The 20,166-nt window shown below is 63.8% G+C and carries 21 protein-coding genes; 18 read left to right on the top strand and 3 right to left on the bottom strand.

Translation table 11 applies throughout. From position 1 onward, the window contains the following. Positions 1 to 3 precede the first annotated feature (3 nt). The 5 genes from mltG to MJ122_RS00320 all read left to right on the top strand — a co-directional run bounded on the left by mltG (position 4) and on the right by MJ122_RS00320 (position 3,979). A complete protein-coding gene (gene mltG, locus MJ122_RS00340; RefSeq protein ID WP_239742772.1) occupies positions 4 to 1,098 on the top strand; it encodes an endolytic transglycosylase MltG in 1,095 nt (364 codons plus the stop codon). Positions 1,099 to 1,123: 25 nt separating this feature from the next. Further along, on the top strand, positions 1,124 to 1,756 hold the full coding sequence (gene tmk, locus MJ122_RS00335; RefSeq protein WP_239741711.1) for a dTMP kinase: 633 nt from the start codon (positions 1,124 to 1,126) through the stop codon (positions 1,754 to 1,756). After that, positions 1,749 to 2,735, top strand: coding sequence for a DNA polymerase III subunit delta' (locus MJ122_RS00330; RefSeq protein WP_239741709.1), 987 nt, complete (start codon positions 1,749 to 1,751; stop codon positions 2,733 to 2,735). The genes tmk and MJ122_RS00330 overlap by 8 nt, the downstream gene beginning before the upstream one ends. Positions 2,736 to 2,771: 36 nt before the next feature. After that, positions 2,772 to 3,128 carry a PilZ domain-containing protein gene (locus MJ122_RS00325; RefSeq protein ID WP_009621447.1) on the top strand — a complete coding sequence of 119 codons (357 nt, stop codon included), beginning with the start codon at positions 2,772 to 2,774 and terminating at the stop codon, positions 3,126 to 3,128. 74 nt (positions 3,129 to 3,202) lie between these two features. Then, positions 3,203 to 3,979 (top strand): TatD family hydrolase, encoded by a 777-nt coding sequence (locus tag MJ122_RS00320; RefSeq protein ID WP_088416935.1) that lies wholly within the window; start codon positions 3,203 to 3,205, stop codon positions 3,977 to 3,979. A gap of 271 nt (positions 3,980 to 4,250) precedes the next feature. Here MJ122_RS00320 and MJ122_RS00315 read toward each other — a convergent pair whose 3' ends face one another. Then, positions 4,251 to 5,384 (bottom strand): aminotransferase class V-fold PLP-dependent enzyme, encoded by a 1,134-nt coding sequence (locus MJ122_RS00315; protein ID WP_239741706.1) that lies wholly within the window; start codon positions 5,382 to 5,384, stop codon positions 4,251 to 4,253. Between the two features lie 84 nt (positions 5,385 to 5,468). Between MJ122_RS00315 and MJ122_RS00310 the strand changes: the two genes are divergently transcribed. The 5 genes from MJ122_RS00310 (at position 5,469) to MJ122_RS00290 (ending at position 9,339) form a co-directional block, all read left to right on the top strand. Continuing rightward, the gene (locus tag MJ122_RS00310; RefSeq protein WP_088416937.1) at positions 5,469 to 6,107 is read left to right on the top strand and encodes a TetR/AcrR family transcriptional regulator; all 639 of its coding nucleotides are present in this window, start codon (positions 5,469 to 5,471) and stop codon (positions 6,105 to 6,107) included. Between the two features lie 93 nt (positions 6,108 to 6,200). Further along, positions 6,201 to 7,169 (top strand): radical SAM protein, encoded by a 969-nt coding sequence (locus MJ122_RS00305; protein WP_239741704.1) that lies wholly within the window; start codon positions 6,201 to 6,203, stop codon positions 7,167 to 7,169. Positions 7,170 to 7,194: 25 nt separating this feature from the next. Then, positions 7,195 to 8,088: a radical SAM protein gene (locus tag MJ122_RS00300; protein WP_088416939.1), complete on the top strand. Its 894-nt coding sequence runs from the start codon at positions 7,195 to 7,197 to the stop codon at positions 8,086 to 8,088. A gap of 64 nt (positions 8,089 to 8,152) precedes the next feature. Further along, positions 8,153 to 8,764 (top strand): DUF4823 domain-containing protein, encoded by a 612-nt coding sequence (locus MJ122_RS00295; protein WP_088416940.1) that lies wholly within the window; start codon positions 8,153 to 8,155, stop codon positions 8,762 to 8,764. After that, positions 8,761 to 9,339 (top strand): DUF1285 domain-containing protein, encoded by a 579-nt coding sequence (locus MJ122_RS00290; RefSeq protein WP_088416941.1) that lies wholly within the window; start codon positions 8,761 to 8,763, stop codon positions 9,337 to 9,339. The genes MJ122_RS00295 and MJ122_RS00290 overlap by 4 nt, the downstream gene beginning before the upstream one ends. 108 nt (positions 9,340 to 9,447) lie before the next feature. Here the strand turns inward: MJ122_RS00290 and MJ122_RS00285 are convergent, their stop codons facing one another. Next, positions 9,448 to 11,187, bottom strand: coding sequence for an electron transfer flavoprotein-ubiquinone oxidoreductase (locus tag MJ122_RS00285; protein ID WP_275590541.1), 1,740 nt, complete (start codon positions 11,185 to 11,187; stop codon positions 9,448 to 9,450). A gap of 259 nt (positions 11,188 to 11,446) precedes the next feature. On the opposite strand from MJ122_RS00285, the gene MJ122_RS00280 reads away from it, so the two are divergent. The 3 genes from MJ122_RS00280 to fabV all read left to right on the top strand — a co-directional run bounded on the left by MJ122_RS00280 (position 11,447) and on the right by fabV (position 14,535). Next, positions 11,447 to 12,196 (top strand): electron transfer flavoprotein subunit beta/FixA family protein, encoded by a 750-nt coding sequence (locus MJ122_RS00280; RefSeq protein ID WP_239741700.1) that lies wholly within the window; start codon positions 11,447 to 11,449, stop codon positions 12,194 to 12,196. After that, positions 12,196 to 13,125, top strand: coding sequence for an FAD-binding protein (locus MJ122_RS00275; RefSeq protein ID WP_024764492.1), 930 nt, complete (start codon positions 12,196 to 12,198; stop codon positions 13,123 to 13,125). Before MJ122_RS00280 ends, MJ122_RS00275 begins: the two co-directional genes overlap by 1 nt. A gap of 213 nt (positions 13,126 to 13,338) precedes the next feature. Next, a complete protein-coding gene (gene fabV, locus MJ122_RS00270) occupies positions 13,339 to 14,535 on the top strand; it encodes an enoyl-ACP reductase FabV (RefSeq protein ID WP_239741698.1) in 1,197 nt (398 codons plus the stop codon). A gap of 63 nt (positions 14,536 to 14,598) precedes the next feature. Here fabV and MJ122_RS00265 read toward each other — a convergent pair whose 3' ends face one another. After that, positions 14,599 to 15,549: an alpha/beta hydrolase gene (locus tag MJ122_RS00265; RefSeq protein ID WP_239741696.1), complete on the bottom strand. Its 951-nt coding sequence runs from the start codon at positions 15,547 to 15,549 to the stop codon at positions 14,599 to 14,601. A gap of 97 nt (positions 15,550 to 15,646) precedes the next feature. Between MJ122_RS00265 and MJ122_RS00260 the strand changes: the two genes are divergently transcribed. The 5 genes from MJ122_RS00260 to MJ122_RS00240 all read left to right on the top strand — a co-directional run bounded on the left by MJ122_RS00260 (position 15,647) and on the right by MJ122_RS00240 (position 20,002). Further along, the gene (locus MJ122_RS00260; RefSeq protein WP_239741694.1) at positions 15,647 to 16,474 is read left to right on the top strand and encodes a transporter substrate-binding domain-containing protein; all 828 of its coding nucleotides are present in this window, start codon (positions 15,647 to 15,649) and stop codon (positions 16,472 to 16,474) included. Between the two features lie 13 nt (positions 16,475 to 16,487). After that, complete coding sequence (locus tag MJ122_RS00255) at positions 16,488 to 16,847, top strand: DUF4398 domain-containing protein (protein WP_239741692.1); 360 nt, start codon at positions 16,488 to 16,490, stop codon at positions 16,845 to 16,847. Then, the gene (locus MJ122_RS00250) at positions 16,844 to 17,671 is read left to right on the top strand and encodes an OmpA family protein (protein WP_239741690.1); all 828 of its coding nucleotides are present in this window, start codon (positions 16,844 to 16,846) and stop codon (positions 17,669 to 17,671) included. The genes MJ122_RS00255 and MJ122_RS00250 overlap by 4 nt, the downstream gene beginning before the upstream one ends. Before the next feature lie 153 nt (positions 17,672 to 17,824). Continuing rightward, complete coding sequence (locus MJ122_RS00245; protein WP_088416948.1) at positions 17,825 to 18,460, top strand: response regulator transcription factor; 636 nt, start codon at positions 17,825 to 17,827, stop codon at positions 18,458 to 18,460. A gap of 102 nt (positions 18,461 to 18,562) precedes the next feature. After that, positions 18,563 to 20,002, top strand: coding sequence for a PLP-dependent aminotransferase family protein (locus tag MJ122_RS00240; protein WP_045212506.1), 1,440 nt, complete (start codon positions 18,563 to 18,565; stop codon positions 20,000 to 20,002). Positions 20,003 to 20,166 lie beyond the last annotated feature (164 nt).

Genomic DNA, 20,166 nt, shown 5'->3' with positions numbered 1-20,166 from the left:
GTGATGCGCAAATTGCTGGTGCTGCTGGAAGGCGGCCTGCTGCTGGCCGGGCTCGTGCTGGGCCTGGCGGCCTGGGAGCAGCAGCGTGCGCTGCAGCAGCCCCTCCAGCTCACCGAAGAGCGTCTGCTCGATGCTCCCAGCGGCGCCACCCCCGGCCGCCTGTTGACCCGTCTGGAAGACGAAAACATCCTGCACGGTGGTTTCTGGCTGCGCCTGTACTGGCGTTTCAACCTGGCCGGCGAGGCGCTGCACAGCGGCGAATACCGCCTGACGCCGGGCATGGCCGCCGCCCAGTTGCTCGACTTGTGGCGAGAGGGCGATGTGGTGCAGTACGGCCTGACGCTGGTCGAGGGCTGGAACTTCCACCAGGTGCGCGAACTGCTTGCCCGCCAGCCCAAGTTGGAGCAGACCCTGAACGGCCTCAGCGATGCCGAGGTCATGGCGAAGCTGGGCAAGCCCGGCGTCTTCCCCGAAGGCCGCTTCTTCCCTGATACCTACCGCTTCGTCCGTGGCACCAAGGATGTCGACATCCTCAAGCACGCCTACCAGCGCATGGACAGCATCCTGGCCGAGGAGTGGGACAAGCGCAGCGATGACCTGCCCTACAAGGATTCCTACCAGGCGCTGATCATGGCCTCGCTGGTGGAGAAGGAAACCGGCGTGCCCCAGGAGCGCGGCCAGATCGCCGGCGTCTTCGTGCGCCGCCTGCAGAAGAACATGCTGCTGCAGACCGATCCGACCGTCATCTACGGCATGGGCGAGCGCTACGCCGGCAAGATCACCCGAGCCGACTTGCGCACCCCGACCCCCTACAACACCTACGTGGTCGCCGGCCTGCCGCCGACGCCCATTGCGCTGCCCGGCCGCGAGGCCATCCATGCCGCGCTCAACCCGGTGGCGGGACAGAGTCTGTACTTCGTCGCCCGCGGCGACGGCAGCCATACCTTCTCCGACAACCTCGACGACCACAACAAGGCCGTTCAGGAGTTCCAGATCAAGCGCCGTGCCGACTACCGTTCCAGCCCGGCGCCCGTTCCGCTGCCGGCGCCGATGCCGGACGCCGACGCTCCCGCCGCAGACACCCCTGCGGCGCAGTAGCCCGACAACACAAGGAGTGAGCCGAGTGACCGGCCTGTTCATCACCCTGGAAGGCCCCGAAGGCGCGGGCAAGAGCACCAATCGCGAGTACCTGGCCGAGCGTCTGCGCGAGCGCGGCATCGAGGTCCAGCTCACCCGCGAGCCCGGCGGCACGCCGCTGGCCGAACGCATCCGCGAACTGCTGCTGGATCCCAGCGATGAAAAGATGGCGGTGGATACCGAGCTGCTGCTGGTCTTCGCGGCCCGCGCGCAGCACATCGCCGAGGTTATCCGCCCGGCTCTCGAGCGAGGCGCCGTCGTTCTCTGTGATCGCTTCACCGACGCCACCTACGCCTACCAGGGCGGTGGCCGCGGCCTGCCGGTGGAGCGCATTGCACAACTGGAGAGTTTCGTCCAGGGCGGCCTGCGTCCCGACCTCACCCTGGTCTTCGACCTGCCGGTGGAAATCGGCTTGTCCCGCGCCGCTGCGCGTGGCCGCCTGGATCGCTTCGAGCAGGAAGGCCGCACCTTCTTCGACGCGGTACGTAATACCTATCTGGATCGCGCCCGAGCGGAGCCTGCGCGCTATCGCATCCTTGATGCCGCGCAGTCGCTGGCCGAAGTGCAGCGTGATCTGGATGCGCTGCTGCCGAGCCTGCTGGAGCGCCTCAATGGCTGATATCTATCCTTGGCAGCAGGGCCTCTGGCAGCAGCTCAGCAGCCGCCCGCGCCACGCCCACGCCTATTTGCTGCACGGCCCGGCTGGCATCGGCAAGCGCGTGCTGGCTGACAATCTCGTGCATTTCCTGCTCTGCCAACATCCAGAAGGCGGCAAGGCGTGCGGGCAGTGCAAGGCCTGCCTGCTGCTCGCGGCCGGTACCCACCCGGACTTCTTCCTGCTGGAGCCTGAAGAGCCGGAAAAACCCATCCGCGTCGACCAGGTCCGCGAACTGGTGGGCTTCGTGGTCCAGACCGCACAGTTGGGCGGGCGCAAGGTGGTGCTGCTCGAGCCGGCCGAGGCCATGAACCTCAACGCCGCCAATGCTCTGCTGAAGAGTCTGGAAGAGCCTTCTGGCGACACCGTGCTGCTGCTGATCAGCCATCAGCCCAGCCGCCTGCTGCCGACCATCAAGAGCCGCTGCGTGCAGCAGGCCTGCCCGCAGCCCACTGCTGAGCAGGCCCGTGACTGGCTGGCCAATGCGCTGCCGGGCGAATCTGCTGAGGCGCTGGACGAGTTGCTGGTACTGGCCGGCGGCTCGCCGCTCACGACGCTGCGCTTGCAGGGCCAGAACGTGCGCGAGCAGCGCGCGCAGGTGGTAGAGGGCGTGAAGAAGCTGCTCAAGCAGCAGGTTGCCCCAGGTCAGCTGGCAGAAAGCTGGAATGCGGTACCTTTGCCACTGTTGTTCGACTGGTTCTGCGACTGGTCGCTGCTGATCCTGCGCTACCAGTTGGCCCGCGACGAAGAAGGGTTGGGGTTGGCCGACATGCGCAAGGTCGTGCAGTACCTCGCCGAGAAGTCGACACAGCCCAAGGTGCTGGCGATGCAGGACTGGCTGCTGCTGCAACGGCAGAAGGTTCTCAATAAAGCCAACCTTAACCGTGCCTTGCTTCTCGAAGCCTTGCTCGTACAGTGGGCAAGTCTCCCCGGGCCGGGCTAGAATCCGGCCATCGGAAAAATCTGCCAGGACAGCTGAATGAGCTTGCCACCAAATCTGGGTCCGCGTAACGGAATCCTGTCTTTGACCATCAAGGACAAATCCGTGCTGTATGCCGCCTACATGCCGTTCATCCGCAACGGCGGGCTGTTCATTCCGACCAACAAGACCTACAAGTTGGGCGACGAAGTCTTCATGCTGCTCAACCTGATGGACGAACCGGAGAAGATCCCGGTCGCCGGCAAGGTGGTCTGGATCACGCCGAAAGGCGCCCAGGGCAACCGTGCCGCCGGCATCGGCGTGCAGTTCAACGATGGCGACAACACCGCGCGCAACAAGATCGAGACCTACCTCGCCGGCGCGCTGAAGTCGGACCGCCCGACCCATACCATGTAGAATTCGTAGCCTATACAAGCTGCACGCACGAAGCGCCCGATGGGGCGCTTCGTCATTTTTCGGAGAGTGTTTTCATGCTGGTCGATTCCCACTGCCATCTCGATCGTCTCGATCTCGCCGCCCACGACGGCTCGCTGGATGCCGCGCTGGACGCCGCACGGGCGCGTGGCGTCAGCCAGTTCCTGTGCATCGGCGTGAGTGCGGACAACGCCAGGGCGGTGAAGGACCTGGCTGATCGCTATGCCGATGTGCATTGCTCCGTGGGCGTCCACCCGCTGGACCTGGAGCCTGGTGCCGCGCCGGCGCTGGATTGGTTGCTGGGCGAGCTGAATCACCCGCGTGTGGTGGCGATCGGTGAGACCGGCCTGGACTATCACTACGAGCCCGAGGCCGCCGAGCTGCAACAGGAGGCTTTCCGCCTGCACCTGGAGGCCGCCAAGCTCACCGGCAAGCCGGTCATCGTGCATACGCGCGAAGCCCGCGCCGACACCCTGGCGCTGCTGCGCGAGGCGGCGCTGCCGCAGGCCGGCGTGCTGCACTGCTTCACCGAAGACTGGGAGATGGCCAAGGCGGCGCTGGATATCGGCTTCTACATTTCGCTGTCGGGCATCGTCACCTTCCGTAATGCCGAGCAGCTGCGCGAAGTCGCCCGCCAGGTGCCGGTGGATCGCCTGCTGGTGGAAACCGATTCGCCCTACCTGGCACCGGTTCCCCACCGCGGCAAGCCGAACCTGCCCGAATATGTACGCGAAGTGGCCGAGTACCTGGCCGTGCTGCGCGGAGTGAGCTTCGAGAGCCTGGCCGAGCAGACTACTGCCAACTTCCGCCGGCTGTTCCCGCTCGCCAGCTGATCGACTGGATGAGGAACGCCGTTACATTTCCTGCGCGCAAAAAAAACCCGGGTTCTGGGGGATGAATCCGGGTCAAGACCATTAGGAGTGTAACAATAAGGCACGCGATCCTCGGTGCCTTCACCGGCGGGGCACTTGGGGGGAGATGCCGCGCACCGGTATCTACAAGTATTGGCCAAGATGCGGCGGCTGCCACAGGGTGCCCGGTGTTTTTTAAACGGATTTGGAATACATCACACCGGGCTGAGCAGCTTTCTCGGTCGCGCCTGCGTTACTGCCCCGCCAGAGCCACGATCAGCTTCAGGGTTTCGTCGATCAACGCCTCGCTGGTGTAGAAGTGCGGCGAGAAGCGGATGCCGGCGCCACGCTGGATGCACACCACCTGTTCGGCGCGCAGGCGCTCCAGCAGTCGCGTATTGTCCCAGCCGGCCAGGCTGAAGGTCAGGATGCCGGCGCGGCGGGTCGGGTCCAGCGGGCTGTGCAGTGAGGCACCGTCGATACGGCCCAGGCCGTCCTGCAACTGCTGGACGCGCGCCTGCACCAGTTCGCCTACCGTCCCCATGCCGACTTCCTCCAGCAGGCTCAGGCTGGCTTCCAGCGCCACGGCGCCCAGCATATTCGGGCTGCCGCACTCGAAACGCCGCGCGCTGCGGGCCGGCTGCCAGTCAGCGAGGTCATAGTTGCCGGCGTTTTCCAGCATGTGCCAGCCGTACTCCTGCAATGCCAGCTGGTCGCGCTCGGCGGCGCGGCAATAGAACACACCCAGGCCCTCCGGGCCGAGCAGCCATTTGTGGCCGTCGGCCATGGCGAAGGCGCAGTCATAGGCCTGGACGTCGAAGGGCAGGGCGCCCAGTTGCTGGATGGCATCGATGCAATACAGCACGCCGCGCTGGCGGCAGCCGGCGCCGAGGCGCTCCAGGTCCATGCGCAGGCCGCTGGCGTATTGCACGGCGCTGATCGACAGCAGGCGGGTGCGCGAGGTGCAGGCGGCCAGCAGGTTGCCCTCCGGGTCATCGCCGTCCAGGCTCACCTGGATGACTTCCACGCCGCGCGGCTTCAGCGCTTCCCAGACGATGCGGTTGGAGGGGAATTCCTGGTCGCTGATCACCACCTGGTCGCCGGCGCGCCAGTCCAGGCCGAAAGCGACGAACGACAGCGCCTCCGAGGTGTTCTTCACCAGCGCGATGTCGCCGGTGCTCTGGGCGTTCACCAGGCGCATCAAGCGCTCGCGCAGACGCTTCTCGATGGTCAGCCACCGCGGGTAGTCGCGCGCGCCCTGCAGGATGTTCTCCTGGGCGAAGGCCGCCACGGCGTCTGCGGCGCGCTTCGGCCAGGGGGCGACCGCCGCGTGGTTCAGGTAGCGCAGGCCGGGATGGTGCGGAAACTCGGAAGAAAAGCTAATCATGTCGGATGATCCGTGCAATTTGGCGCTGAATAGGCATAATACGCGGCTTCGAATTTTGACTATTTTTGACCGAACAGTCTTTTTATGCAGAAAGAGCCGCGCAAGGTTCGCGAATTTCGCCGTCGCGAACAGGAAATCCTCGACACCGCCCTCAAGCTGTTCCTCGAACAGGGCGAAGACAGTGTCACGGTCGAAATGATCGCCGATGCCGTGGGTATCGGCAAAGGCACCATTTACAAGCACTTCAAGTCCAAGGCGGAAATCTACCTGCGCCTGATGCTGGACTACGAGCGCGATCTGGCCGACCTGTTCCACTCCGAAGACGTCGCCCGCGACAAGGAGCGCCTGTCGCGCGCCTACTTCGAGTTCCGCATGCGTGATCCGCAGCGCTACCGTCTTTTCGACCGCCTGGAAGAAAAGGTGGTGAAGACCAGCCAGGTCCCGGAGATGGTCGAGGAGCTGCACAAGATCCGCGAATCCAACTTCGAGCGCCTGAGCCAGCTGATCAAGGAACGCATTGCGGCGGGCAAGCTGGAAGACGTTCCGGCCTACTTCCACTACTGCGCAGCCTGGGCCCTGGTGCATGGCGCCGTGGCGCTGTACCACTCGCCGTTCTGGCGCGACGTGCTGGAAGATCAGGAGGGGTTCTTCCAGTTCCTCATGGACATCGGCGTGCGCATGGGCAACAAGCGCAAGCGTGACGGAGATGCGCCGGCCGCCTGAGTCGATATTCGCGCTGTCCATCGTCGCGCATGCGACAGGGTGGCGGGCGAGGGCGGGGATATACTCAATGGAAGATCCCCGCTGGAGCCAAGCATGATCGTCGACCGCCAGGGCAGGCGCTTCCGCAATTTGCGGGTCAGCCTGACCGCCGCATGCAACTACGCCTGCACTTACTGCGTGCCGGACGGCAAGCGTCTGGTCGCTGCACAGGATGAGTTGCCCGCCGAATCGCTGGTGCGTGGCGTCGCCTACCTGATCGAGGCCGCCGGCATCGAGCGCCTGCGGGTCACCGGCGGTGAGCCGCTGGTCAGTCCGAAGCTGGATACCTTCCTCCACGGCGTAAGCCGCCTCGGTTTGCAGGACATTTCCCTCACCACCAACGGCCAACTGTTGTCGAAGAAGCTGCCGCTGCTGCTGGACTGCGGTATCCGCCGCCTCAATGTCTCACTTGATACCCTGGATGCCGACGCCTTCCGGCGTATCGCCCGCGGTGGCGACCTGGCCACTGTGCTCAATGGGCTCGACGAGGCCCGCGCGGCCGGGTTGAAGATCAAGCTGAACATGGTGCCCCTGCGTGGGCAGAACCTCGACCAGGTGGTGCCGTTGCTGGACTACTGCCTGGGGCATGGCTTCGAACTGCGCTTCATCGAGCTGATGCGCATGGGGCACCTGGCCCACGATCCCAATGGCTTCCACCAGCAGTTCGTCAGTTTGCAGGAGCTGCTGGAACTGATCGGGGCTCGTCACTCCTACATCCAGGCCGATGCGCCGGTGGACGCTACCGCCATTCGCTACGAAGTGCCGGGGCAGGGGTATTTCGGTGTCATCGCCAACGAAAGCGTGCCGTTCTGCCGGACCTGTTCGCGCCTGCGCCTGTCGTCCACCGGCTGGCTGCATGGCTGCCTGTCGTCGAGCAACCGCCACTACGTCGGCGACCTGCTGGACAAGCCCCGCCACCAGGCCCTCCCGGCCTTGCAGCGGTTGCTGGTGCGGGCCCTGGCGGACAAGCAGGAAGTTGCCTTCTCCGGCGGCGTCACCATCATGAAGATCATCGGCGGCTGAGATCGCCCCCAGACCTGATTACCCCATGCCCAACGAATTCCCAATTTCGTACATCGAGCCGGTGTTCCGGCCGCCCAGCGAGGCGCACTCGCTGATTCTTCCGGTCACCAACGGTTGTTCGTGGAACCAGTGCGGCTTCTGCGAGATGTACACCCAGCCGCAAAAGAAATTCCGCGCCCGTGACGAGGCCGAAGTGCTGGAGGAGATTCGCCGTTGCGGCGAGCGCCTGATCGTCCAGCGGGTGTTCCTCGCCGACGGTGATGCACTGGTGCTGCCGACGCGGCGCCTGCTCAACATCCTGCGCGCGATCGGTGAGCACATGCCTGAGGTGGATCGCGTCTCCAGCTACTGCCTGCCGCGCAACCTGCGCAAGAAGTCCGTGGATGAGCTGAAGGAGCTGGCCGATGCCGGCCTGCGCATGGCCTACGTGGGTGCCGAGTCCGGTGACGATGAGGTATTGGCGCGGGTGAACAAGGGCGAGACCTACGCCTCCACGCTGGATGCCTTGCAGAAGCTGGGCGAGGCGGGAATCAGGCGCTCGGTGATGATCCTCAACGGCCTGGGTGGCAGCACGCTGAGCGCCCAGCATGCCGACAATTCGGCGCGCCTGATGAACGAGGCGCAACCGGAGTTCCTCTCCACCCTGGTGGTGAGCTTCCCCACCGGCGAGGAGCGCTATCGGACTGGCTTCCCGGACTTCCAGCCGCTGACCCAGGCGGAACTGTTCGTCGAGGTCGAGCGCCTGCTGAGTGCGCTGGAGCTGCGCGACACGGTGTTCCGCAGCGATCATGCGTCCAACTACCTGGTGCTCAAGGGTACGCTGGGGGCGGACAAGGCCAAATTGCTCGCCCAGGTTCGCCAGGCCATCGAGCAACCGCAGCGCGCGCACTTGCGTCAGGAATGGCAGCGCGGCCTGTGATGGCGCGGAAGCTGCATTGCCTGTCCGAATGCCGGTTTTTCGTCGCCGGCTCCGGAGACTTTGCATGCGTCAACTGATACTGATCCTTGCTTTCGCCTCCCTGGGCGGCTGCATGAACCCAAGTGACCTGGCCGAGGGCACCGACTACTACCTGCGCGATGCGGGTTTCCTCGATCACAGCCAGATACGTCGCACGGCGAACTGGCGCCTGCAACAGGACTCGTTCATCTATATCGCCCAGGGGCCTTTCGTGCCGCCGGGCCACCCGTACGCGCGGCCCAACGTGGTGGCCGAGGAGGCGTTCGAGGGCTTCGTCCAGTACTTCCCGCTGGTGCGTCGGGCCAAGAGCCCGCTGGGGCTGGAGGGCGCCATGCAGGAGGCGCGCGCGGCAGGCGCCAATTATCTGCTGTATACGCGCTTCGCCCGCGGGGAGGACAATGTCGGGACCTACGAACAGTATGAAGACACCGATAACGCCGTGGGCCGTGACCGCAGCGTGATCCAGGTGATGCTGATCGAGACCGACAACCGCTACCTGGTGGACAGTGCGACCATCCGCAGCCGCGGCGGTTTTCTGACATTCTATGACGCCAGCCCCGAGGACCTGATCGGCCGGCCGCTGGAAGACTATGCCCGCAGCCTGCTGGGGGTGAAGACGCGAGAGGAGTACCAATGACTGATCCACAGACTCAATCGGACCGGGCCGGCAACCTGCTGGCGCAGATTCCCGCCAGCAAGGACAAGGGGCTGCCGCCGGTGCATCTGTGGAACCCCGATTGCTGCGGCGATATCGACATGCGCATCGCCCGCGACGGCACCTGGTATTACCTGGGCACGCCGATTGGCCGCAAGCCGATGGTGCGGCTGTTTTCCACCATCATCCGCCGCGATGGCGACGACTATTTCCTGGTCACTCCGGTGGAGAAGTGCGGGATCACCGTGGATGACGCACCTTTCGTCGCGGTCACCCTGGTGGTCGAAGGGGAGGGTGAGGAGCAGGTACTGCGCTTCACCACCAATGTCGAGGACGAAGTGGTGGCCGATGCCGCGCACCCGATCCGTGTCGACCTTGACCCGCAGACACAGGAGCCGTCGCCCTACGTGCTGGTGCGGGTAAACCTGGAAGCGCTGATCCACCGCAATGTGTTCTACCAGCTGGTTGAGCTGGCGGTGCCCCGCGAGATCGACGGTGTCGATTGGCTGGGAGTCTGGAGTTCGGGGGAGTTCTTTCCTATTGCGCCGCAGCCGTGACCCGTTGGTCGCAAAGCGGCCAGTAGTCCTCGGGTGTCACCGCTACAAGTACTTAGCTTGCAAAGAAAAAGGCTCCCGAGGAAGCCTTTTCCGTTACCGCCAACGCAATTACATGTTGGGGTAGTTCGGACCGCCGGTGCCCTCGGGGGCCACCCAGGTGATGTTCTGGGCCGGGTCCTTGATGTCGCAGGTCTTGCAGTGCACGCAGTTCTGCGCGTTGATCTGGAAGCGCTTGCTGCCGTCGTCGTTGCTCACCACTTCGTACACGCCGGCCGGGCAGTAGCGCTGCGCAGGCTCGTCGTAGAGCGGCAGGTTCTTGCCAATTGGGATGCTCGGGTCGGTCAGCTTCAGGTGGATCGGCTGGTCTTCCTCATGGTTGGTGTTGGACAGGAACACCGAGGAGAGTTTGTCGAAGCTGAGTTTGCCGTCCGGCTTCGGATAGTCGATCTTCGGCGCTTCGCTGGCCTTCTTCAGGGTCGCGTAGTCCGGCGTCGTGTCGTGCAGGGTGAACGGCAGCTTGCCGCCGAAGATGTTCTGGTCGATGAAGTTGAACGCACCGCCACCGATGGCGCCGAACTTGTGCATCGCCGCACCGAAGTTACGGCTGCGGAACAGTTCGTCATACAGCCAGCTGCCCTTGAAAGCCTCGACGTAGTTGTTCAGCACGTCGCCGCCTTCGCGGCCGGCGAACAGGGCTTCGGCCACGGAGTCGGCGGCCAGCATGCCGGACTTCATGGCGGTGTGGCTGCCCTTGATCTTGGCGAAGTTCAGGGTGCCCAGGTCGCAACCGATCAGAGCGCCGCCGGGGAAGACCATCTTCGGCAGCGAGTTCAGGCCGCCCTTGCAGATGGCGCGAGCGCCGTAGGCCACGCGCTTGCCGCCTTCCAGGTACTGCTTGATCACCGGATGGTGCTTGTAGCGCTGGAATTCGTCGAACGGCGACAGGTGTGGGTTGGTGTAGGACAGGTCGATGATCAGGCCCACGACGACTTGGTTGTTCTCCAGGTGATAGAGGAAGGAGCCGCCCGGGTTGTCATCGTTCAGCGGCCAGCCAGCGGTGTGCACCACCAGGCCCTGCTCGTGCTTGGACGGGTCGATGTCCCAGATTTCCTTGATGCCGATGCCGTAGTGCTGGGCGTCGGCTTCGCTGTCGAGCTTGTACTTCTTGATCAGCTGCTTGCCGATGTGGCCACGGCAGCCTTCGGCGAACAGAGTGTACTTGGCGCGCAGTTCCATGCCAGGGGTGTAGTAACCCTCTTTCGGATTGCCTTCGCGGTCGACGCCCAGGTCACCGGTGACAATGCCGCGCACCACGCCATTCTCGTCGATCAGCGCTTCCTGGGCGGCGAAGCCCGGGTAGATCTCGACGCCCAGGCCTTCGGCCTGCTGGGCCAGCCAGCGGCACAGGTTGCCCAGGGAGATGATGTAGTTGCCTTCGTTGTGCATGGTCTTGGGCACGAAGAAGTTCGGCACCTTGGCCGCCGCTTCCGGGCTCTTCAGCACATAGATGTCGTCGCGCTTGACGGGTGTGTTGAGCGGCGCTTCGAGTTCCTTCCAGTTGGGGAACAGCTCGTTCAGCGCGCGGGGCTCGAACACGGCGCCCGAGAGGATGTGGGCGCCCACTTCGGAACCCTTCTCGACCACACAGACGCTGATTTCCTGACCCGCGTCGGCGGCCTTCTGTTTCAGTCGGCATGCGGCGGACAGACCGGCAGGGCCGGCGCCGACGATGACGACGTCGAATTCCATAAATTCGCGTTCCACTATCGATCTCTCCTGAATCAAGGCTCTGGGTATTTTGTAGGTATTGGGATGGGCGTGCCCCCACCCAGTAAGAGCGGGGCGCATTATAGCTAGACCTGTTGCTATATCTAAACCCTTTATCGAGCGCAATACAAACGTTTGTTTGAATCGCGCGTAACCCTGATAGAATCGGGGTCCGCGGCTTATGGAAGGGTATTTTCGTGTATTGACCCGCCCGGTCGATGCGGTCAAGATACCTGCGGTTTTGCGGTCGCGTTGCGCTGGATGTAGTCGCAGATGGCGTGCACTACCGGCCAGGCCTGTCTGGCGACATTCCTATTCACCGGAGAAAAACGAGGAATCCATGAAGGTTCTTGTAGCTGTCAAACGAGTGGTTGACTATAACGTCAAGGTCCGCGTCAAGGCGGACAACTCCGGCGTCGATCTCGCCAACGTCAAGATGTCCATGAACCCCTTCTGCGAAATCGCCGTGGAAGAGGCCGTCCGCCTGAAAGAGAAGGGCGTCGTCACCGAGATCGTCGCGGTCTCCGTCGGCCCGACCGCTGCCCAGGAGCAACTGCGTACCGCGCTGGCTCTGGGTGCCGATCGCGCCATCCTCGTTGAAACCAACGAAGAACTGAGCTCCCTGGCCATCGCCAAGTCGCTGAAAGCCCTGGTCGACAAAGAGCAGCCGCAGCTGGTCATCCTCGGCAAGCAGGCCATCGACAGCGACAACAACCAGACCGGCCAGATGCTGGCTGCGCTGACCGGCTATGCCCAGGGCACCTTCGCCTCCAAGGTCGAAGTCGCTGGCGACAAGGTCAACGTCACCCGTGAAATCGATGGCGGCCTGCAGACCGTTGCCCTGAACCTGCCGGCCATCGTGACCACCGACCTGCGCCTGAACGAGCCGCGCTATGCGTCGCTGCCCAACATCATGAAGGCGAAGAAGAAACCGCTGGACGTGGTGACCCCGGACGCCCTGGGCGTTTCCACCTCTTCCACCGTGAAGACCGTGAAAGTCGAAGCTCCGGCTGCCCGTAGCGCCGGCATCAAGGTCAAGTCCGTTGCCGAACTGGTCGAGAAACTGAAGAACGAGGCGAAAGTAATCTGATGGCTATCCTGGTAATCGCTGAGCACAACAACGGCGCACTGGGCGCTGCCACTCTGAACACTGTCGCTGCCGCGCAGAAGATCGGTGGTGACATCGCTGTCCTGGTCGCTGGCCAGAACGTCGGTGGCGTGGCCGAAGCCGCTGCCAAGATCGCCGGTGTTTCCAAGGTGCTGGTCGCCGACAACGCCGCCTACGCCCACCAGCTGCCGGAGAACGTTGCTCCGCTGATCGCTGAGCTTGGCAAGGGCTACAGCCATGTGCTGGCCGCCGCCACCACCAATGGCAAGAACTTCCTGCCGCGCGTAGCCGCCCTGCTGGACGTCGACCAGATCTCCGAGATCATCGAAGTGGTCAGCGCCGACACCTTCAAGCGCCCGATCTACGCCGGTAACGCCATCGCTACCGTGCAGTCCTCGGCCGCGGTCAAGGTCATCACCGTGCGTGGCACCGGCTTCGACGCCGTCGCTGCCGAAGGCGGCTCCGCTGCCGTTGAAGCCGTTTCCGGCCCGGCCGATGCCGGCAAGTCCGCCTTCGTCGGTGAAGAACTGGCCAAGTCCGACCGTCCGGAACTGACCGCTGCCAAGATCGTCGTTTCCGGCGGCCGTGGCATGGGCAATGGCGACAACTTCAAGATCCTCTACTCCCTGGCTGACAAGCTGGGCGCTGCCGTCGGTGCTTCCCGCGCTGCCGTTGACGCCGGCTTCGTGCCGAACGACATGCAGGTCGGCCAGACCGGCAAGATCGTCGCTCCGCAGCTGTACGTGGCCGTCGGCATCTCCGGCGCCATCCAGCACCTGGCGGGCATGAAGGACTCGAAAGTGATCGTTGCGATCAACAAGGACGAAGAGGCGCCGATCTTCCAGGTTGCCGACTACGGCCTGGTCGCCGATCTGTTCGAAGCCGTACCGGAGCTGGAAAAGGCCGTCTGAGCCCGATCCGCTTGCTGAAGGAACCCGCCCCCGTGGCGGGTTCTTTCATTTCAGGTCCCTGATTTTTCTCGGGAATGGCCGTTCTGCTGCGCCGATGACCCATTGGTCACGAATCTTTGCCGAGAAGTCCACCGGCGAAGGTGTCTCATCTACAATGCGCGACGTCTCCAGTTCCTGAATGTGTTCAATCGACACCTGGCTACCGAGGTTTTCATGATCATCAAACCGCGCGTGCGTGGCTTCATCTGCGTCACTACCCACCCGACCGGCTGTGAAGCCAACGTCAAGGAACAGATCGAGTACGTCGAGGCGCACGGCCCCATCGCCAACGGTCCGAAGAAGGTCCTGGTCATCGGTTCCTCCACCGGCTACGGCCTGGCAGCGCGCATCAGCGCCGCCTTCGGTGCCGGCGCCGACACCCTGGGCGTGTTCTTCGAGCGCCCGGGCAGCGAAACCAAGGCGGGCACCGCCGGTTGGTACAACTCGGCTGCCTTCGAGAAGTTCGCCAAGGCCAAGGGCCTGTATGCGCGTAGCATCAACGGCGACGCCTTCTCCGATGAAGTGAAGAAAGTCACCATCGACACCATCAGGCAGGACCTGGGCAAGGTCGACCTGGTCGTCTACAGCCTGGCTGCTCCGCGCCGTACCCATCCGAAGACCGGCGAGGTCTTCAATTCCGTGCTCAAGCCGGTGGGCAAGGCCGTCAACTTCCGTGGTCTGGACACCGACAAGGAAGTGATCAAGGAAAGCGTGATGGAGCCGGCGACGCCTGAGGAAATCGCCAACACCGTAGCGGTGATGGGCGGTGAAGACTGGCAGATGTGGATCGACGCCCTGCAGGAGGCCGGTGTGCTGGCCGATGGCGCGAAGACCACCGCCTTCACCTACCTGGGCGAAGAGATCACCCACGACCTGTACTGGAACGGTTCCATCGGCGCCGCCAAGAAGGATCTGGACCAGAAGGTCCTGGGCATTCGCGAGAAGCTGGCCGCTACCGGTGGCGACGCTCGTGTTTCCGTGCTGAAGGCCGTGGTCACCCAGGCCAGCTCGGCCATCCCGATGATGCCGCTGTACCTGTCGCTGCTGTTCAAGGTGATGAAGGAGAAGGGCACCCACGAAGGCTGCATCGAGCAGGTCGACGGCCTGTTCCGTGACAGCCTGTACGGCGCCGAGCCGCACCTGGACGCCGATGGCCGTCTGCGCGCGGACTACAAGGAGCTGCAGCCGGACGTGCAGGACACCGTGAAGGACCTGTGGAACAAGGTGACCAATGAGAACCTGTACCAGCTGACCGACTTCACCGGCTACAAGTCCGAGTTCCTGCGCCTCTTCGGTTTCGAGATCGCTGGCGTGGACTATGAGCAAGACGTCAATCCGGACGTGCAGATTCCGAATCTGATCCAGCTCTGAGTTCGATACCGAGCAGAAACAGAAACGGCGCCCCAGGGCGCCGTTTCTGTTTTCCAGTCGGGTTCAGTTCGATGCGGTAACGGGCGCGTGATTTTGCTGGAGGAAGTCCAGGTAAAGGCGGGCGGTTTCCTCCGGGCGCTCGATCATCGGCACGTGGCCGCAATCGCGCAGGATCGCCACGCTGGGTTTCTTCAGCAGCGGCTTCATCACGTCGATGCTGGAAACGTCCAGCACGCGGTCGCGGTCGCCCCACAGCAGCAGAGTCGGCGCGGTGATTCTCGGCAGCTCCGGTTCCAGCGGGATGTAGCGTTCACGCAGCTGCTGGAAGATCATGCCGTTGAACTCGCTGCGCTCCAGCGAGCGCTCGGCGAGGTAATCACGCAGCCGCGATGGCAGCGGCGGAGGCTGCACGAAGACGAAGTCGAGCAGGGTCGGGAAGTCATCCACCGAACGCAGCACCAGCGGGTTGTCGCCGCCCTTGAGCAGGCGCTCGAACAGCTCGCTCTGGTGCGGCGCCGTGATGCCGGCATTGTCGAACAGGCCGACCGAAAGCACTTCCTGCGGATGCCGCGCGGCCAGCAGCGCAGCAATGTGCCCGCCCATGGAGTTGCCGACCACGTGGAAGCGGCCGATGCCCAGTTCGCGCATGAAATCGGCCAGGCGCTCGGCCTGGGTGCCAACGTCGTAGCTGATGTTCGCAGGCTTGCTGCTGTCACCGAAGCCCGGCAGGTCGATGGCGATGATGTGATAGTCCTGGGTCAGGAAGCGAGCGAAGCGCGGCCAGTTGCTCTTGTCGGCGCCAAAGCCGTGGATCAGCAGGATGGTCTGGGCTTTGTCCGGGCCGCCCTCGTAGTAGGTGATTTCCAGGTCGTCGACCTGCAGGCTGTGGGCCGACAGCCGGGCGCGGGCGCTTTCGACGTACTGGGCGGTCGCCAGCAGGGTGGAGGGGAAGGCGTAGAGCACGCCAGCGGCGACAGCTATCAGGAACAGAAGGGCCAGAAGGGCTTTCTTCATGAGAAGTCCTTATTACCAAATCGGGTCGGTGTGCTTTACGCTAGCATTTTGCGGCTCTAAGCATGGCCGTTCTTTCTTCTGGCGAGCGAGACTACCGATGCCCGATTGCTCCGCGCTGATCCGTGCGACGCTGTTGCTGGTGACTTTCTCCATGCCCCTGGCCGGCCTTGCCGCCGGCAAATGCGAGCGCCTGGTGGCCACCGGCAATCCGGAATACCCACCCTACCTGTGGCGCGATCCCGCGCAGCCGGAGCGCCTGATCGGTGCCAATGCCGACCTGCTGGAGGAAATCGGCAAGGCGGTCGGGGTGAGTATCCGGGTGATTTACACCGGCTCCTGGGCCCGTGCGCAGGAAGAGGCGCGGTTGGGCCGGGTCGACCTGATCGCCGGCGCCTTCCTCACCCCGCCTCGGCTCGAAACCATGGATTACATCCATCCGGCCTTCCTCACCACCGATAACGTCGTGTGGATGCGCAAGGACGTCGCTATGCCCTATAACGGCCGCGATGATCTCAAGGGGCTCAAGGGCGGTACCCTGGTCAACAACAGCTTCGGTCCGGACTTCGACACCTTCGCCAAGCAGGAGCTGACGCTGGAAGAGGTGCCGAGCCTGACCCAGGCCTTCCAGAAGCTGCTGCTCAAACGCTCGGATTATGTGATCTACGAGCACTATCCCGGCCTTGCGGTCGCCGATACCCTCGGCATGGCCGATGATCTGCAGCCGCTGGAACCGCCGATCTCCAGCGAAGGTCTGTACCTGACCGTGGCGCACAACTCAGCCTGCAACGACCCGTGGCTGCGCGGACAACTGGCGAAAAAAATGACAGAATTGACCGCCGCCGGAGTCCCGCAGCGCCTGCTGCAGGACAACCTGGCCCGCTGGAAGGCGCAGCAGCTTCAGCCCGCCAGCACTCCCACCCAGTAGGACAATAGATTTCGTGATCAATCGACGGATGATGGTCGCCGGCCTGGCTTTGTTTGCAGTGGCCGGCTGCGCGACGAACGACCCGGCACCCAACGAACAGATGCGTCTCACCGAGCAGGCGCTGGAGCAGGCCAAGGCCGTGGGGGCGACCGATGACGTCGCCGAGCTCAAGCTTGCCGAGGACAAATACCAGGCCGCCAAGGGAGCCCTGGCGGTCGGTTCGAACAAGAAGGCGCGGCAACTGGCCGAACAGGCCGAGCTCGACGCCCGCCTGGCCGAAGCCAAGGAGCTCACGCGCAAGAGCTCGGAGCAACTGGCCGAGCAGACCAAGAGCATCAACCGCCTGCGCAAACAGTTGGGAGAAGTGCAATGACTTCGCTGAAACTGTTGCGCCGCGGTGCTTCCCGGATCGGCACGCTGGGCTTGGTCGCGCTATTGGCCGGCTGCGCCAACAGCCAGCTCAGCGAGAAGTCGCTGGAACAGGCGCGAGTGCAATTCCAGGCCGTGAAGGAAGACTCCTCGGTGCTGCGCAGTGCGCCCAAGGACGTGATACGTGCGGGCGAATCGCTGGCCCGCGCCGAGCGCCTGTCCAACTATTGGGGCAGCAGCGACGATGTGCTGCAGTATTCCTATCTCAGCCAGCGCTACAGCGAGATAGCCCGCGAACACAGCAACCTGGCGCTGAACCAGGAGCGCCTGCTCAAACAGCAGCTGGAACGCGAGCGCCTGCAACTGGCGATGCGCGAAGCGCGCCTGCTCAATGTGCAGGAACAGAGCAAGTGGCTGGAGCAGCAGATGGTCAGCCTGGCCACCAACGAGACCGAGCGCGGCCTGGTGCTGACCCTCGGCGACGTGCTGTTCGACAGCGGCGAAGCGGACCTCAAGCCAGCCGCCAACCGCACCGTGCTCAAGGTGGTGCAGTTCCTCCAGCTCAACCCGCGCCGGGTCATCCGCATCGAGGGCTATACCGATGCTGAAGGCGACCGCGAGCAGAACCTGCAATTGTCCAAGGATCGCGCTCAGGCCGTGGCGGATGCCCTGACCGATCTGGGCGTGGACGCGAAGCGCATTCAGGTGCAGGGCTATGGCGAGGCTTATCCGGTCTCGGATAACGCGTCTTCCCTTGGCCGTGCGCAGAACCGCCGGGTGGAGATCGTCTTCTCCGACGAAAATGGCCAGCTCGGCGCCGAACGCTGACAGCTCTCGTAATATCCCGTCACAGGAAAACCCCGGCAGCCTTGGCTCCGGGGTTTTTCGTCAGGGGGATCTCGAAATCTTTCGAGTGGCAGCTTGGCGAAAATAGCCGGGTGCGACTAATCCCCTCAGGGGAGCTGTAGATGAGAGAACGTGATGTCATCGGAAAAGAAGCTTTTCAATGTAATCGTGGCGGACCCGCAACCGATGATCGGCTGGGGTCTGGAGCGCTATCTGCTGGAGCGCGAGCTGGCACAGGTGAAAGCCTTCGTCAGCGATACCGACAGCCTGCTGGATGTGCTCACGGCCCATCCGGAGGTTGACCTGGCCATCGTCGAACTGGCATTGCCCGGCGCCCGTGGGCGTGATGGCGTGCACCTGATCGAATGGCTGCAGCGCCACCATCCGGAGGTGCCTGTGCTGGTCTACTCGGTCATGGGGGCGCCGCTGCTGGCGACTGCAGCGGTCAAGTGCGGCGCCGTGGGCTATGTCTGCAAGCGCAACCCGCTGTCCTTGCTGGATGAAGCCTTCGCCCGTATCAGTAAGGGCGAGACCTACATCGACCCGATGCTGCGGCCGCCGCGCCACACCGGCAAGCCGCTGAGTCCGACCGAGATCGACATCATCCGCCGCCTGGCCCATGGCGCCACGGTGGGGGAAATCGCCGAGCGGACCAATCGCAGCGTTTCCACCATCAGCACCCACAAGCGCAATGCCATGCAGAAGCTCGGCCTGACCACGGATGCACAACTGGTGGTCGCGGGACTTCTGGATTGGCTCGGCGAGATCTGAGCAGGACAGCGTAACTGTATCGGACGGAATACCTCTGACTGTTCTGGAACAGTTTGCCGTTTTTGGCTACTGTTTCGGTTCAAAGCCCGAGGAATGGCCGTCATGTCCAATCTGCTGCTGTACCAGCGTATCGCCCAGCAACTGGCGGAAGACATCCGTCGTGGTGTTTACCAGCCGGGCGAGCGCGTGCCGTCCGTGCGCAAGCTGAGTACGCAGCTCAACGTCAGCCATGCCACGGTGCTCCAGGCCTACGCCACCCTTGAAGACCAGGGGCTGATCCGCGCTCGCCCGCAGTCAGGCTTCTATGTGCACCGCACACCGGCGCTGACCGCCTCGACCCCGGATATCGCCCGCGTCGAGCGGCCAGGCCTGGTAACCCGCAGCAGCATTATCAACCAGGTACTCGCCGAGGCGCGCCGCGAAGGCGTGTTTCCGCTGGGCGCCGCTGTGCCGCACGTGGATTACCTTCCCGTCCGCGCGCTGCACCAGCAGTTGGCCAAGGTCACGCGCTTCTCCAGCCCGCGCGCCTTCAGCTACATGTTCAGCCCCGGCTACGAGCCGCTGCGCCGCCAGGTGGCGATCCGCATGCGCGATGCCGGTGTGGTGGTCGATCCGACCCAGGTGACCATCACCCATGGCTGCGTGGACGCGATCCACATGGCCTTGCGCGTGATGACCCGCCCGGGCGACCTGATCGCCACCGAGTCGCCGAGCTACTACGGCCTTCTGCAGTTGGCCGACATCCTCGGCCTGAAGGTCATAGAGATCCCCAGCGATCCGCTCACCGGCATCAGCCTGGAAGCTCTGCAACTGGCCGCCAACCAATGGCCGATCAAGGCGCTGGTACTGACCGCGCGCCTGAGCAACCCGCTGGGCGGCACCATTCCGGAAGACCGCCAGAAGGCGTTGCTCAAGCTCACCGCCGAGCACAACATCGGGGTGATCGAGGACGACATCTACGGCGAGCTGATGTTCGACCAGGGCCAGACCAAGGCGCTCAAGGCTCACGATCGTGACGGCCGCGTGGTGTATTGCTCCAGCTTCTCCAAGACCATTTCCCCCGGCGTGCGCATCGGCTGGATCATCACCGAGCGCTACCAGGAGGAAATCCGTCGCCTGCAGACCTTCACCACCCATTCGGCGTGCACCGTCACCCAGATGGGTGTGGCGGCGTACCTGGAGAACGGCGGCTACGACCGGCACCTGCGCTACATCCGCCAGGAGTACCGGAAGAACATGACCGCCTACCAGCTGGCGGTGCAGCAATACTTCCCCGAAGGCACGCAGATGACCCGGCCCAAGGGCGGCTTCATCCTCTGGGTCAGCCTGCCGGCCAAGGTGAACACCAAGGAGTTGCACGTGCGCGCGCTGGAGCAGGGCATCAGCATCGCGCCGGGGCTAATCTTCAGTAACACCGAGCAGTTCAACAACTGCCTGCGCCTGACCTGCGGCATCCCCTGGGACCGCGAGGCGGAGCGCGCGATCATGACCCTCGGCATGCTGGCCTGCCAGCTCTGCCAGGAAGAACTGATCGCCGCGTAGGAGCTTGGCTTGCGCAGGAGCGGACTCCGTCCGCGAGGGTATCCGGCAAGAGGCGGGCCTATCGCGGACGGAGTCCGCTCCCACGGAATAGCTTCATATCGGCGCCAACCCGTTTACCCGCGTCGTCTCGTCCAAGGAGTTGACCCCTCGACGAGGCCGCCGCC

Origin of the sequence: Pseudomonas sp. DP-17 (genome assembly GCF_022380625.1) — a bacterium.
GTDB classification, from domain to species: Bacteria; Pseudomonadota; Gammaproteobacteria; order Pseudomonadales; family Pseudomonadaceae; genus Pseudomonas; species Pseudomonas nitroreducens_A.
This window is presented reverse-complemented; position numbering and strand designations above follow the sequence as displayed.